Annotated in this window: 13 protein-coding genes; 10 read left to right on the top strand and 3 right to left on the bottom strand. The window is 48.1% G+C overall.

Going from position 1 to position 12,248, the window contains the following annotated elements:
* Nucleotides 1–716 precede the first annotated feature (716 nt).
* Nucleotides 717–1,340, bottom strand: coding sequence for a ribosome biogenesis GTP-binding protein YihA/YsxC (gene yihA / locus ACOMHB_RS01065; protein ID WP_422136138.1), 624 nt, complete (start codon nucleotides 1,338–1,340; stop codon nucleotides 717–719).
* Between the two features lie 600 nt (nucleotides 1,341–1,940).
* Here yihA and ACOMHB_RS01070 point away from each other — a divergent pair.
* The 7 genes from ACOMHB_RS01070 (at nucleotide 1,941) to ACOMHB_RS01100 (ending at nucleotide 6,607) form a co-directional block, all read left to right on the top strand.
* Nucleotides 1,941–2,549, top strand: a complete 609-nt coding sequence (locus tag ACOMHB_RS01070) for a c-type cytochrome (RefSeq protein WP_422136139.1) — start codon at nucleotides 1,941–1,943, stop codon at nucleotides 2,547–2,549.
* Between the two features lie 318 nt (nucleotides 2,550–2,867).
* On the top strand, nucleotides 2,868–3,563 hold the full coding sequence (locus ACOMHB_RS01075; RefSeq protein WP_448215143.1) for a thiol:disulfide interchange protein DsbA/DsbL: 696 nt from the start codon (nucleotides 2,868–2,870) through the stop codon (nucleotides 3,561–3,563).
* Nucleotides 3,564–3,628: 65 nt separating this feature from the next.
* The gene (locus ACOMHB_RS01080; protein ID WP_448215144.1) at nucleotides 3,629–4,501 is read left to right on the top strand and encodes an endonuclease/exonuclease/phosphatase family protein; all 873 of its coding nucleotides are present in this window, start codon (nucleotides 3,629–3,631) and stop codon (nucleotides 4,499–4,501) included.
* A complete protein-coding gene (locus tag ACOMHB_RS01085; protein WP_448215145.1) occupies nucleotides 4,498–5,061 on the top strand; it encodes an adenylyltransferase/cytidyltransferase family protein in 564 nt (187 codons plus the stop codon). The genes ACOMHB_RS01080 and ACOMHB_RS01085 overlap by 4 nt, the downstream gene beginning before the upstream one ends.
* A gap of 8 nt (nucleotides 5,062–5,069) precedes the next feature.
* Nucleotides 5,070–5,684: an NUDIX domain-containing protein gene (locus tag ACOMHB_RS01090; protein WP_448215146.1), complete on the top strand. Its 615-nt coding sequence runs from the start codon at nucleotides 5,070–5,072 to the stop codon at nucleotides 5,682–5,684.
* A complete protein-coding gene (locus tag ACOMHB_RS01095; protein WP_448215147.1) occupies nucleotides 5,656–6,255 on the top strand; it encodes a hypothetical protein in 600 nt (199 codons plus the stop codon). Before ACOMHB_RS01090 ends, ACOMHB_RS01095 begins: the two co-directional genes overlap by 29 nt.
* Nucleotides 6,256–6,265: 10 nt before the next feature.
* The gene (locus ACOMHB_RS01100; RefSeq protein ID WP_448215148.1) at nucleotides 6,266–6,607 is read left to right on the top strand and encodes a hypothetical protein; all 342 of its coding nucleotides are present in this window, start codon (nucleotides 6,266–6,268) and stop codon (nucleotides 6,605–6,607) included.
* A 5-nt stretch (nucleotides 6,608–6,612) separates the two neighbouring features.
* Here ACOMHB_RS01100 and def read toward each other — a convergent pair whose 3' ends face one another.
* Nucleotides 6,613–7,221 (bottom strand): peptide deformylase, encoded by a 609-nt coding sequence (def, locus tag ACOMHB_RS01105; protein WP_448215149.1) that lies wholly within the window; start codon nucleotides 7,219–7,221, stop codon nucleotides 6,613–6,615.
* Between the two features lie 160 nt (nucleotides 7,222–7,381).
* Here def and ACOMHB_RS01110 point away from each other — a divergent pair, with 160 nt between their 5' ends.
* The 3 genes from ACOMHB_RS01110 to ACOMHB_RS01120 all read left to right on the top strand — a co-directional run bounded on the left by ACOMHB_RS01110 (nucleotide 7,382) and on the right by ACOMHB_RS01120 (nucleotide 11,059).
* Nucleotides 7,382–8,971, top strand: coding sequence for an FGGY-family carbohydrate kinase (locus ACOMHB_RS01110; RefSeq protein WP_448215150.1), 1,590 nt, complete (start codon nucleotides 7,382–7,384; stop codon nucleotides 8,969–8,971).
* 32 nt (nucleotides 8,972–9,003) lie between these two features.
* The gene (locus ACOMHB_RS01115) at nucleotides 9,004–10,653 is read left to right on the top strand and encodes a hypothetical protein (RefSeq protein WP_448215151.1); all 1,650 of its coding nucleotides are present in this window, start codon (nucleotides 9,004–9,006) and stop codon (nucleotides 10,651–10,653) included.
* 136 nt (nucleotides 10,654–10,789) lie between these two features.
* Nucleotides 10,790–11,059: a hypothetical protein gene (locus ACOMHB_RS01120; protein WP_422136151.1), complete on the top strand. Its 270-nt coding sequence runs from the start codon at nucleotides 10,790–10,792 to the stop codon at nucleotides 11,057–11,059.
* Nucleotides 11,060–11,127: 68 nt separating this feature from the next.
* On the opposite strand, the gene znuA is transcribed toward ACOMHB_RS01120, so the two are convergent.
* Entirely contained in the window at nucleotides 11,128–12,120 is a 993-nt protein-coding gene (gene znuA, locus ACOMHB_RS01125) for a zinc ABC transporter substrate-binding protein ZnuA (protein WP_422139433.1), read from the bottom strand.
* Nucleotides 12,121–12,248 lie beyond the last annotated feature (128 nt).

Consider the following 12,248-nt stretch of genomic DNA (forward strand, 5'->3'; position numbering starts at 1 on the left):
GATTGTCTCAGTATATGTAGGGAGGCGAAAAGCCTTTCTGCAAACTCCTTGTGTGTTTAGTGTTGGCAATAAAAGCAACGCTGTGTTTCCCGACACAGTCTGCGAGGAACCGGTTACCTCCCCCCTTGGTAGCCGGTTTTTTTTTCCTGATGACCTGTCAGAAAAAAAATCAAAAATATTTTCATCTATCGGGAACTTTTTAAAAATTCAGTTGTCAAAAGTTGTATAGCGAGGCAAAACCTTGTTACCAAGTCCTTGTGTGTATGTTGTGTGTATGTTGTGTGTGTGTTGTGTGTGTTGTGTGTGTTGTGTGTGTTGTGTGTGTTGTGTGTGTTGTGTGTGTTGTGTGTGTTGTGTGTGTTGTGTGTGTTGTGTGTATGTTGTGTATGTTGTGTGTGTTGTGTGTATGTTGTGTATGTTGTGTGTGTTTAGTGTTGGTATTTAAAGCAGTGCTGTGTTCCCCGACTAAGCCTGCAATGAACCAGTTACCGCCCCCCCCTTTGGTAACTGGTTTTTTTTTGCCTCGAAGAGCGTCAGGCATTGGACGAGTCTCGTTTGGAAGCTGGATTTACAACTGTAAGGTTTCTGTTCGGGTCGATAGTCCGATGTGAGAGAAATTCCCCTCCCTTTTCTCTCACTGCAATCTGTGTGTTTGATCTCTCCTTGTCAAGGAGCTTGGCGCTCCAGCCATCTTCCCCCGTTGGCTGGAGCTTTTTTTATTCCAGCGCTTCGTCATCCAACAGCAACCAGGTATCCAGACGTTGTGCCAGTTGATCAACACCGGTTTTCTTAAGGGCAGAAAAAAGTTGTATCGAAATTTGCGGATATTCCGAGAGTTCTCTTTTCAGGTTGTTCAGGGCCTGTTTTGCGACACCGGACTTCAATTTGTCACTTTTGGTTAAAAGAATATGCAGTGGCATTCTGGATTCAATGCTCCACTGGAGCATCATTCGGTCAAATTCCTTCAGAGAGTGGCGGATATCAACCAACAGTACGAGACCCACCAGAGATTCCCGGTTGGTTAAATAATCATCAAGATGTTTTTGCCATTCGATTTTCACAGCTTCCGGTACTTTGGCGTAGCCGTAACCGGGAAGATCAACCAGATGGATGCTCTCTTCGATATTGAAGTAGTTGATCAGTTGGGTGCGCCCGGGAGTTTTACTGGTACGGGCAATTTTTGAGCCCGTCAGGGTATTCAGCGCACTGGATTTACCTGCATTGGAGCGACCAGCAAAGGCAACTTCCCTGCCATTGTCGGGCGGGCACAGTTTCAGCTTGGGAGCGCTGGTCAGAAATTTGGCCTTGCGATAATTTAAACCGGTTCTGGTTTCACTCATGTGTCAGACCTGTCAGGTAGCTCCCCAGGAGCCTGACCGAGAATAGACTGCCCTACTGCGGCGGCAGCAAATTGGTCTGAAAATCCGCTTTTGTTCGTCAAATAGCTCGCTATTCTCCTCACAAAACCGAATTTTCATCCTCAATTTTCTGCCGTCCTCGCTACGGGCGCTAGTCTCGGTCAGGCTCCTGGTCCGGGAGTTTCGCTATAGAAATGAAAAGTTGGCGCAATTTTGCTTGACTTGTGGGGCAAATGGAATAGCCGCGAAGTATTTGCCGACAATTGGCAACCGCTGGTCGCAGGCTAAATGCCCCCAAAAAAAACAGTTTGTCTGAACACTGGCGAATTTACTGGGCTCAACGACCTATCGGAAAATAGCATTAAGGTATATAATGGCCATCGTTTTGAGGCATATGCAGCCATTTTAATCCAGCTTTTTCAGAATAGAGGCCGAGCACAGGTCGAAAAAAGTAGCTGAATAAAGAGGATGTTTGTAAAGACAGAGGGGTCTCCGCCTTTACAATCAGACGCTGAGCAGCTGACTGGAAGGGTTGGGATAATAACAGTCACTCATGGCAAGTGCCGTAGCTGGGTCAGGTTAATGAAAAAAGTTATTTTCGGTCTGGTAGTGTCCTTGGGGGTATCAGGTGTGGCATTTGCGAAGGGGGATGCAAATGCTGGAAAAGCCAAAGTGGCAACCTGTACCGCCTGCCATGGAGCAACAGGTGTAAGCCTGGCGCCCAATTTCCCCAATCTGGCAGGACAGGGCGAACGCTATCTGGTTAAACAGATTTCAGACATTAAAGCCGGTAACCGGAATGTTCCGGAAATGGCGCCTTTTGTAGGGCAGCTTACAGAACAGGATATCGAAGATATTGCTGCTTTCTATGCGAGCCAGCCTGCGCCAAAGGGGATAGCCGATCCTCAACAGGTGGGGCTGGGTGAACAGCTGTACCGCTTTGGTGATCAGAAGAAAGGCATTCCTGCTTGTGCAGCCTGTCATTCTCCAACGGGTCAGGGTAATTCCCTGGCAGGCTTCCCGAAAATCAGTGGTCAACACGCTCAATACACCGCCAAGCAGTTGCGTGATTTCCGAGAAGGTGAGCGTGTTAATGACGGTGATACCAAAGTGATGAGAAGCATCGCTGAAAAACTGAGCAACAAAGAAGTAGACGCTCTGTCGAGTTACATCAGTGGTCTGCGGCAATAGCGGCGGCTGGTTGAGCAGAACTGATGTCTGGCGATTCAGCCGTAAGCACAAAAAACGGTTTGCAATGATAAGTTGTAAACCGTTTTTTTATGATTGGAAGAAAGGTAGAAAAATTTTTCTTTGTATGGGCTTTTTAACGTAAAAAATTTTTTATCAATAGTCCGACATTCAACAAGAATTTGCCTTGAAAATACCTTATCTTTCCTGATCGATACGATAGGATAACAGAGAGGGTTACCTCTGCTTGGACTCACTGCCCAGACTTCTGTTAACTTGTCACTCTGATAGATCATTATAAAAGCCTTGGAGTGTTTTTAGATGCCAAAACAACTGAAATTTTTATGGTTGGCTCTGGTTTTGCCATTAATGGCGCAGGCTGCTGTGCAAGACAAATATAAGGAAGGTCAGGACTATCGGGTACTGCCTGATCCGGTTCAGACTTCAGTGAAGAAAGGCCAGATCGAAGTGGCTGAAGTCTTCTGGTATGGCTGCCCACACTGCTACACTCTGGAACCCATTGTTGAGCGTTGGAAGCCTTCTCTGGAAAAAGACACCCGCGTTCTTCGTACGCCCGGTTTCTTTGGTCCAAACATCTGGAAAACCCATGCCCAGCTTTACTACACCTTGGAAACCATGATACCTGAAGAGAAAAAACTGAACGAGATACACAAAAGTATTTTTGTTGAAATCCAGAATAGAAATAATCGTCTTGGCGACGTAAAAACTATGGGTAATTTTCTTCAGGAGCGCTACGGCATTAATTCCAAGCAGTTTGCAAGCTTCTATAATTCCTTCGGAGTTCTGAACCTGATGAATCAGGGGGGGGCAAAAATCAGAGGTTATCATCTCAATGGTGTTCCAGCTTTGGTAGTCGATGGCCGATATGTAATTGAGCCCAGAGTTGGGTTGGAAAACATGCCCGTTATTGCTGACTTCCTGATCAAGAAAGTGCGTGATGAGCGTGCAGCCCAGCTGAAGCCTAAGGTTAAGGAAGAGTCAAAGGCAAAAAGCTGAACATTTTGACCTCTTCGACAAAATGGATGCCGGGCTGACCAGCATCCAGAATTCAGGTTTAACTGATGCCGATTAGAGCTTTCAAGGGGGCCTTGTCTTCTCGCTTGAAGAGGGACAGAGCTCCGGGATCTGTTCACTGCAGTGAGCTGGTCTATAACCCCCGATCACAAAAGCCCGGACACATTCGTCTACTGAGTTTTAATATCCAGGTAGGCATCAACACCCAGCAATTTCGTCACTATCTGACTCGCAGCTGGCAACATCTGTTGCCTCATTCCAGACGCGCAAGAACACTGGATCAGATTGCTGCCGCCCTCCCTGATTTTGATCTGGTAGCTCTTCAGGAAGCCGATGGTGGCAGCCTCAGAAGTGGCTTTATCAATCAAACCGAATACCTTGCCCTGAAATGCCAGTTTCCCTATTGGTATCACCAGTTGAATCGGAATCTCGGAAAACTGGCGCAGCACAGTAACGGATTGCTGAGCCGATACAAACCCATCATTCTTGAGGATCATAAACTGCCAGGATTGATTCCCGGACGGGGAGCTATCGTTGCCCAGTTTGGTGACCAGGGGGATCCTTTAGTTGTGGCGATGATGCATCTGGCTCTCAGCCAGAGGGCCAGAAATAATCAGCTTTCTTATATCAGGGATCTGGTCAGAACTTACAATCATGTGATCCTGATGGGCGATATGAATACCCACGCTGAACAACTGCTAAACAACTCACCCCTGAAAGATACTGACTTGCAGGCTGTTCACTCAGAACTGAACACTTTTCCCAGCTGGCGTCCCAGTCGTTCACTGGATCATATTCTGGTCAGTCCTTCCCTGACAGTGCATCAGGTCGGTGTACTGAATCTGCCAATTTCAGATCATCTGCCCATCGCAGTCGAAGTGGAAGTACCGAAGAGTGTCATTTTGGAAACAACATCATGACCGCCAGGAAAATAGGAGTTTTGGGTTCTGCTTTTAATCCGCCGACGTTGGGGCATCTGGATGTATTGGAACAGGCCCGACAGCAGTTTGACCTGATATTGCTGGTGCCCAATGCTGCCCACGCTTTTTCCAAGTCGATGTTACCGTTTCATCATCGGGTGGCCATGTGCCAGCAGCTGGTGAATGCGGTACAACTGCCTCAATGTCAGATAGAAGTCTCAGACATTGAGCAGAAAATGCTGGCAGATAATCCCGAAAAACCGGTATATACCTTTGATTTGTTGGAACTCCTGGAGCAGAAATACCCCGGGGATCAGCTGGGTTTTATCAGAGGGCCCGATAATGCCGATCCCCGGATCTGGAAACGCTTCTATCGGTCTGAAGAGATTGAACAACGCTGGCAGGTCTTTACTGCACTGGAACGACAGAATATTCGAAGCACTCAGGTAAGAGAGCTGTTAGTTTCAGGAAGTTCTGACGATAACAACAAGGAAGCCGTGGCTGCTTTGCTCTTGCCTTCGGTTCATGATTACATTCTTCAGCATCATTTATATCAATAAGGTGTGCCATGAAATTATCTGGTCTGGGAGTCGAAGACGCTCATGTTGAAAGTGAAGAGCGAGTCTGGTCTGGATTTCTGAAGCTATGCCGATATAAAGTCAGGCATGCCCTTTTTCAGGGGGGGTGGAGTAAGACTCTGGTTCGGGAAGCGGTTTTGCGAGTGCCATCTGTGGGTGTACTTCTCTATGACCCTTTTCTGGAAAAAGTCGTACTGGTCGAACAGTTTCGCATAGGCCCTCTGATGAGCGATGATGACCCCTGGTTGCTGGAAATTGTTGCGGGCATATCCGAGCCGGGTGAATCTCTGGAATCGGTTGCCATTCGTGAAGTGAAAGAAGAAGCCGATTGTGAAGTGAAGCATCTTTTACCGGTATCCAATTTTTACGTCAGCCCCGGCGCAACCAATGAACGTTTCATGCTCTATTGCGGCATTGTTGATGCCTCATCGGCAGGTGGGGTTTACGGACTGCCGGAAGAAGGCGAAGATATCAGAGTGCATGTGTTGGCAGTAGAAGAAGCCTGGCAGATGGTTGAAGATGGTCGTATTTCCAACGCTCCGGCTATCGTTGCCCTGCAATGGTTAAGGTTGAACCATGGAGAACTTAAAGATTATGTTCAATGAAGCCAGGCCCGGATTTTTAATACTGATTCTAACTGCAGTGCTGGCCCTGACAGGCTGTCAGTATGCAGGTTTTAATGACTCAGGTGGTCTGGGTGGTACGGCCGCTTCTTCAGGTCTGTATCGTGAAGGTCTGCCAGGTACCGCTAATTGGGCCGTCCTGCCTTTTATCAATCACAGCGAAGCCTCCAGTATCACTACTCAGGTAGAAAGAATACTGATGGTTAATTTGCCTTCACGGGGTATTGAAGAAGCCCGCTTGTATCCTGAGTCAGAAGTGACGACTGCCTCAAAATCGCTGGAAGCGGCTCATCGCTATCAGAATGGCAAACAGTGGGCTATGCAAAATGATATCAGCTTTGCAATTGCCGGTGAGATTTTCGAGTGGTACTACGATGACAGTGGCAGGCCCAATGTTTCTATGGGACTGACGGTTATTGATATCCGCAGTGGTGAAGTGATCTGGGATATAAACGGTGCCAGTGAAGGCTTGCAGGGTGACGATCTGTTTGATATCAGCCGGGGTTTGATATCCGATTTGCTAGAGTCTTTACCTATCAACCGGCGTATTTAGGAGCAGCAGGATGCTATACGCACTCAAAGATGAGAAAGGTGAAATTCAGGCGGTTGCTGACCAGCCGCTGACTGACGATTGGGAAATCGTCAATCTTGAAGATGAAGCCGTCCATAACTTCCTGCAACGAAACCCGACCATCGGTGGCAAGGTCATGCAGGCGGCGGATGCCGACTTTATCCGGGTACTTGAAGATTTGATTGACCTGCTCATTGATAAGCAGATCATTCAGTTTACCGAGCTGCCAGATCCGGTTCAGAAGAAGTTATTGAACCGTCGCCGGTATCGTGAAGAGTTACGTGATCAGGATGATACGACCCATCTGATTGATGGCGGCGATGAGATCTTCTAGTTTTATCAGCACCTATTAGAAATCTGGCCGCGCGTCGTCTTGCGGGCATTTTCTGTTGGCCAGCCTTCTGCCCATTCTTCCTGATACTCAATCGACTGATTGGGAATTATCAGACTTTTATCTTCCACCCTCACAGGGAAAAGCTTCCCGTTAAGGTGATCCAGTTCATGCTGCATTATCCGGGCAGTAAAGCCTGAAAGGTTGCTTTCCTGCCGCTCTCCGTGTTCGTTATATCCAACCACTGTGATGCTTTCAGGGCGCTCAATCCAGGCTCTCATGCCCGGAACTGAAAGGCAGCCTTCCCAGGTCCAGCAGGTATTTTTACTGAAATCGGTGATTTGTGGATTGATCCAGAATGCAAAAGGGATGTCCGGAGCCTGTGGATATCTGAACCGGTTAAGTTCTGAAATACCAACACTGAGAACACGGGCGGGCCAACCTATCTGGGGGGCGGCAAGTCCTACTCCAAGGGTACTTAATTGCTTCAGCTTGAGAATCTCAAGGTTGTGCTGAAAGTCATCTGAAGTTATTTCTCTGACGTCGACCTGGGGTTGTTCCTGAAACAGCAGAGGGTGGCCCATGAGTAATACATTTGGATCTTGATTCAGTCTCATCACAATAGATTCCGTAATAAAAATACGCTGTCTGTTTTATAGCCTAATATTGATTCAGCAAAATAGCCCGAGGAGCTGTGTGTCTATGTCAGGAACCTATATACGCGCCAAACATTCATCATCCCCGAAGTCATCTGCGAGGGTTCTCTGACAACAACTTATGCAACATTTCTACATAGGCGTCGATGTCGGCTCCGGCAGTGCCCGGGCGGGATTGTTCAATGCAAAGGGAGAGAAAATTGCCCTGGCCGTCAGTCCAATCAGGCAGTTTCGCCCTGCCGCAGACTTTGTTGAACAATCGTCGTCTGATATCTGGGAACAGGTCTGCAAGGTTGTAAGCACCGTTTTGAAGGATTCAGCTATCAATCCGGAACAGGTAAAGGGCATCGGGTTTGACGCAACCTGTTCCCTGGTCTCTGTTGATGCAAATAATAACCCTGTGACCGTTTCGCCCACAGAACGGGATGATCAGAATATCATCATGTGGATGGATCACCGGGCATTAACCGAGGCAGCCGAAATCAATGCCACCAACAGTGAGGTTCTGAAGTTTGTCGGTGGCGAAGTCAGCCCCGAAATGGGACTGCCTAAACTGAAATGGTTAAAACGTCACCTGCCGAAGCATTATGAACGCACTGCACGTTTTTTCGACCTGTCGGATTACCTGGTTTACCGCTCCAGTGGCAAGGACCTTCGGAGCACTTGTACCAAGGTGTGCAAATGGACTTATCTTGCCCACGACCAACGTTGGGATACCTCTCTGTTTCAGCAGCTGGATCTGGAAGACCTGATTGTCGATGAAAAAATCGGTCAGACAATCATTGATCCCGGTTCGCCTGCTGGACAGCTGACTGATGAAGCAGCAAAAGAGCTGGGGCTGACAACCAGTACCATCGTTTCAGTTGGCATGATTGATGCCCATGCAGGAGGGCTTGGCATTATTGGCGACCAGCCTGAATCAACACTGGCCATTATTGGCGGAACTTCTTCCTGTCATATGGCCGTTAGCAGCAAACCTGTCTTTGTTGATGGTGTCTGGGGACCATATTGGGGTGCTATGGTGCCGGGCCTGTGGCTGAATGAAGGAGGACAGTCGGCCGTCGGCTCTCTGATCGACCACGTTATCCGCGACCATGCTTTTTATCCTGAACTCATGAAACTGGCTGAGCAGCAAAAGCGCAGTACATATGAGATTCTGAACCAAGAGGTGGCCCGCCTTGAGTCTGAAAATCCCCATTTTACCGCCCATTTCCATCTGCTGGGCTACCATCATGGCAACCGTTCACCTCGGGCTAACCCTTATTTAAAAGGCATGGTTTCAGGCTTGTCATTAAATGAGGACCTGACCGAACTGGCTAAAATTTACATGGCTGCTATCCAATCAGTGTCCTACGGCACACGTCATATCATTGAGACAATGAACAATGCCGGGCATCAAATAAATCGCATACATATGTGTGGCGGAGTTACAAAAAATCCCTTGTGGCTTCGTGAACACGCTAATGCGACGGGTTGCGAAATCATCCTGAGTAAAGAGGACGAAGCGGTGATCCTTGGTTCTGCCATGCTGGCGGCAACGGCCTGCGGTGATTTTGCCGGGTTAAAGGATGCCATGTCCGCTATGTCATCCACAGGCAAGGTTATCAAACCCCAAACATCAACCCGGGCTTTTCATGATGCCAAGTACAAGGTTTTTCAAGAAATGTTCGAAGACCAGATGAAGTACAAAAACATTATGAGTGAATTTTAATCAGACAAAGACGGCCTAAGGAGGTTTAAATTGTGACTGCTTTAACCCTGACCCTGCCTGAGAAAAGACAACCTGTTGCCCTGCAAAATAAAGAAGTCTTTGTTATTGCAAATGGCGATCTCAGGGATACTGCGAATCAGACATGCTGGGATGTTCAGCAGTCTTTTGAGAGAAAACTGGAGGCGGTCTTGAAAGAGAAGTTTGATTTCAGTGCCCGCCGCGCCCATCCCGTAAAAGAGGAACAGGGACACGGATTCATCAGCAACCAGCGTGAAGGCTCTGATGTTCTGGCCTCGATTAACCCTGAGGCTCCGGTTATTGTGCTGATGACCGCGTGGCAATACTCGCATCACATAGCACCCTCTCTGGTTCATCACAGGGGCCCTATCCTGTTGCTGGCTAACTTCGATGGCACATGGCCCGGTCTGGTGGGGGCATTGTGTATGGCTGGCACCCTGACCAGTCTTGGCAAAGATTACAGCCGCCTGTGGTCCGAAAACTTTGATGATGATTTCTTTTACATGGGTCTGCAAGCCTGGCTGGAAAGCGGACAGATTGAACACGATACCTCCTACCTGAAAGAGATCACCAAAGAACACCCTGTGACTGGCACTGAAGCCGGTAAAATAGGTCAGCAGGTGGGAGAATACATTCTCGAAAACAAGGAGATTATGGGACTTTACGACATGTTCTGCATGGGCATGATGAACGGCGTATTCCCACAGGAATGCCTGGTCAGGATTGGTATGCCCATTGAGGCATTATCCCAGTCCGCGCTTTTGCACGACATGAGTCTTGTTTCAGAAGAGCTGCGTGAGGAGTGTTTGCAATGGTATGTCGATCGCGGTATGGCCTTCAAATTTGGTAGCGATGCTGCCACCGAGCTGACCCGCGAGCAGGTAAAAGAGCAGTGCGCCATGATGATTGCCATGGCTCGTGCGACCAAACGTTTTGGCCTGACAAGCGTTGGGGTTCAGTATCAACAGGGTTTGAAAGACAGTTGTGCTGCCTCGGACTTTGCAGAAGGTGCCATCGGCTCAACCGCCCGCTTTCCGATTAAAGACGACAATGGAGACGTGATTTCCGAAGGCAAGCCCATTCCCTGCATTAACGAGGTAGACATGGGGACCGCTATTCCACAAACCATGCTGTTTCGCCTGCTCGACAGTCTGGGTCTGCCATCGGAGACAACGCTGCACGATATTCGCTGGGGCAGTGAGTTTGAAGGTACATTTTATTGGGATTTCGAAATTTCCGGCTCTGTACCTTTCGAACACATCAAGGGGGGAATCGGCGGTGCTATCGGTCACCGACAGCCTGCCATGTACTTCCCCTTAGGCGGCTCTACGGTGAGCGGCCAGAGTAAAGCAGGCAGGTTTGTGTGGGCTCGAGCGCACTATGAGGGTACAGACGTTCACATGCATATCGGTACCGGTACGGCCTTCGAACTGCCTCAGGAAGAGTTTCAGCGTCGTCTTAATGCAACCTGCAAAGAGTGGCCTTTGATGAACTGTGTACTGGACGGAGTGGGTCGTGACGACCTGATGGCGGGTCACCAGAGCAACCATATTTCTATTGCCTATGTGCCGCAAGAAAATCTGAAACAAGTGATTCAGGCATTTGCCACACAAGCCCTGACTCAAAACATACGTGTTCATTTAGCTGGCGATATTGCCATTTGAAACTCTGGCAGAGGTGTGACATTAGGGCCAGCTAATGAATAAGATAATCCTTGAGTAAAGGTTTTATCTGTGGATAACCTGTTAAAAGATGTGGAAAAAACTGTCATTGATGTGTGCATAAATGCAAGGAGGCGTTATGAAACTGGAAAAGTGTCCCTGTTGTCTGGGCGAAGCAGAGTTGGCCAGCATGATGGTTGGGGACACTGAAATGTGGCAGGTGACCTGTTCAAGCTGCGGGTTATCCACAGAGCTGGATGATGACCAGACCTTTTCGGAAGAACGATGGAATCTGCGTCTGGAGCGTTCAAAGTTGAAAATGTGGGTAACCCTGCTGGCTTCCCTGCTGCCTTTTCTGGCAGTAGCCGCGTTTCTTGGTGGCAGTTTTATGGGGCTCAGGCTTCAGTAAATACCCCGATCACCTGTCAATTGCAGGTTCACGGGGCTCTTTTTAACGGGGCTCTTGTTAAATTGTAATTACTGCTTCAGGCAGCTGACGATGGTGTTGGTCAAACTGTCCATAAACTCGATATAACCATCAGGGCCGACAGCGACATCTGTGGCCAGAGGGTCGAGCACAGCAACATGGGCGTTGGTGTCTTCAATGATCCTGTCAATATAAGCAGGCTGGAACTGCGGTTCACGGAAAACGCAGCTATTACCGGCTTTTTTAAGCTTCTCTTGCAGATGAGTCAGATGTTTCGCACCCGGCTGCTGTTCCGGGTTTGCAGTGAAATGATCGACAATATTCAGCTCGTAATGCTTCTGAAGGTAACCATAAGCATCATGGAAAACGAACATGGGCTGATTATGGTAGTCAGTCAGTTTGCTGATGTTGCGCTTATCTGCTGCCTGTACCGCTTTTTTGAATGCGTTGTAATTATCTGTGTATTGCTTTTTATGCCCAGGGTCCAGCTCACTCAGCTTCTCTGACAGGGTTTTGGCTATCGCTATGGCGTTATCGGGGCTTAGCCAGATGTGGACGTCATACTCGCCGTGGTGATGATGGCTTTCCCCGGCATGGTCATCATGGTTCTCATGATCATCATGATCTTCTCCGGCATGATCATCGTGGTTTTCTCCACCATGATTATCATGGTTCTCTTCTTCGCCTTCATTAATTTTCAGAAGCTTTAACTCACTTTCCTGCATTAAAGGCACGGAGGTCGCTTTTATTGAACCTGACAGGGTTTTATCCAGAAAGACTTCCATATCGGGTCCGACCCAGAAAACAAAATCGGCTTCATAAAGCTTTCTGGCGTCTGAAGGCTTCAGGCTGTAACTGTGGGGAGAAGCACCAGCAGGAAGTAACACGTCAGCAGAAGTAACACCTTCGGTGATGGAAGCCGCAATCAGTTGTAAAGGTTTAATAGAGGTCAGTACTTTGGGCGGTTCATTGCTCCAGACCGACAAAGAGAGAAAAAGGCCAGCCAGCCAGAGTATTATCTTTGGTTTTCTTGAGGAAATCATAGGGAGGCAACTGTATCAGTATCTAAAACAAACGTTATACTATAACACTTCTGGTAGTAAATGCCCGTGTTTTTCTAACAAATCGATTTGTTGTTTGTTTTCTAGCTCGCAAATAAGATGGTTAATGG

The organism is Endozoicomonas sp. 2B-B (genome assembly GCF_053470045.1).

Excerpts from the sequence above, each read along its gene's own strand:
- yihA (WP_422136138.1), bottom strand. The coding sequence starts at position 1,340 with ATGAGTGAAACCAGAACCGGTTTAAATTATCGCAAGGCCAAATTTCTG.
- ACOMHB_RS01070 (WP_422136139.1), top strand. The coding sequence starts at position 1,941 with ATGAAAAAAGTTATTTTCGGTCTGGTAGTGTCCTTGGGGGTATCAGGT.
- ACOMHB_RS01075 (WP_448215143.1), top strand. The coding sequence starts at position 2,868 with ATGCCAAAACAACTGAAATTTTTATGGTTGGCTCTGGTTTTGCCATTA.
- ACOMHB_RS01080 (WP_448215144.1), top strand. The coding sequence starts at position 3,629 with ATGCCGATTAGAGCTTTCAAGGGGGCCTTGTCTTCTCGCTTGAAGAGG.
- ACOMHB_RS01085 (WP_448215145.1), top strand. The coding sequence starts at position 4,498 with ATGACCGCCAGGAAAATAGGAGTTTTGGGTTCTGCTTTTAATCCGCCG.
- ACOMHB_RS01090 (WP_448215146.1), top strand. The coding sequence starts at position 5,070 with ATGAAATTATCTGGTCTGGGAGTCGAAGACGCTCATGTTGAAAGTGAA.
- ACOMHB_RS01095 (WP_448215147.1), top strand. The coding sequence starts at position 5,656 with ATGGAGAACTTAAAGATTATGTTCAATGAAGCCAGGCCCGGATTTTTA.
- ACOMHB_RS01100 (WP_448215148.1), top strand. The coding sequence starts at position 6,266 with ATGCTATACGCACTCAAAGATGAGAAAGGTGAAATTCAGGCGGTTGCT.
- def (WP_448215149.1), bottom strand. The coding sequence starts at position 7,221 with ATGAGACTGAATCAAGATCCAAATGTATTACTCATGGGCCACCCTCTG.
- ACOMHB_RS01110 (WP_448215150.1), top strand. The coding sequence starts at position 7,382 with ATGCAACATTTCTACATAGGCGTCGATGTCGGCTCCGGCAGTGCCCGG.
- ACOMHB_RS01120 (WP_422136151.1), top strand. The coding sequence starts at position 10,790 with ATGAAACTGGAAAAGTGTCCCTGTTGTCTGGGCGAAGCAGAGTTGGCC.
- znuA (WP_422139433.1), bottom strand. The coding sequence starts at position 12,120 with ATGATTTCCTCAAGAAAACCAAAGATAATACTCTGGCTGGCTGGCCTT.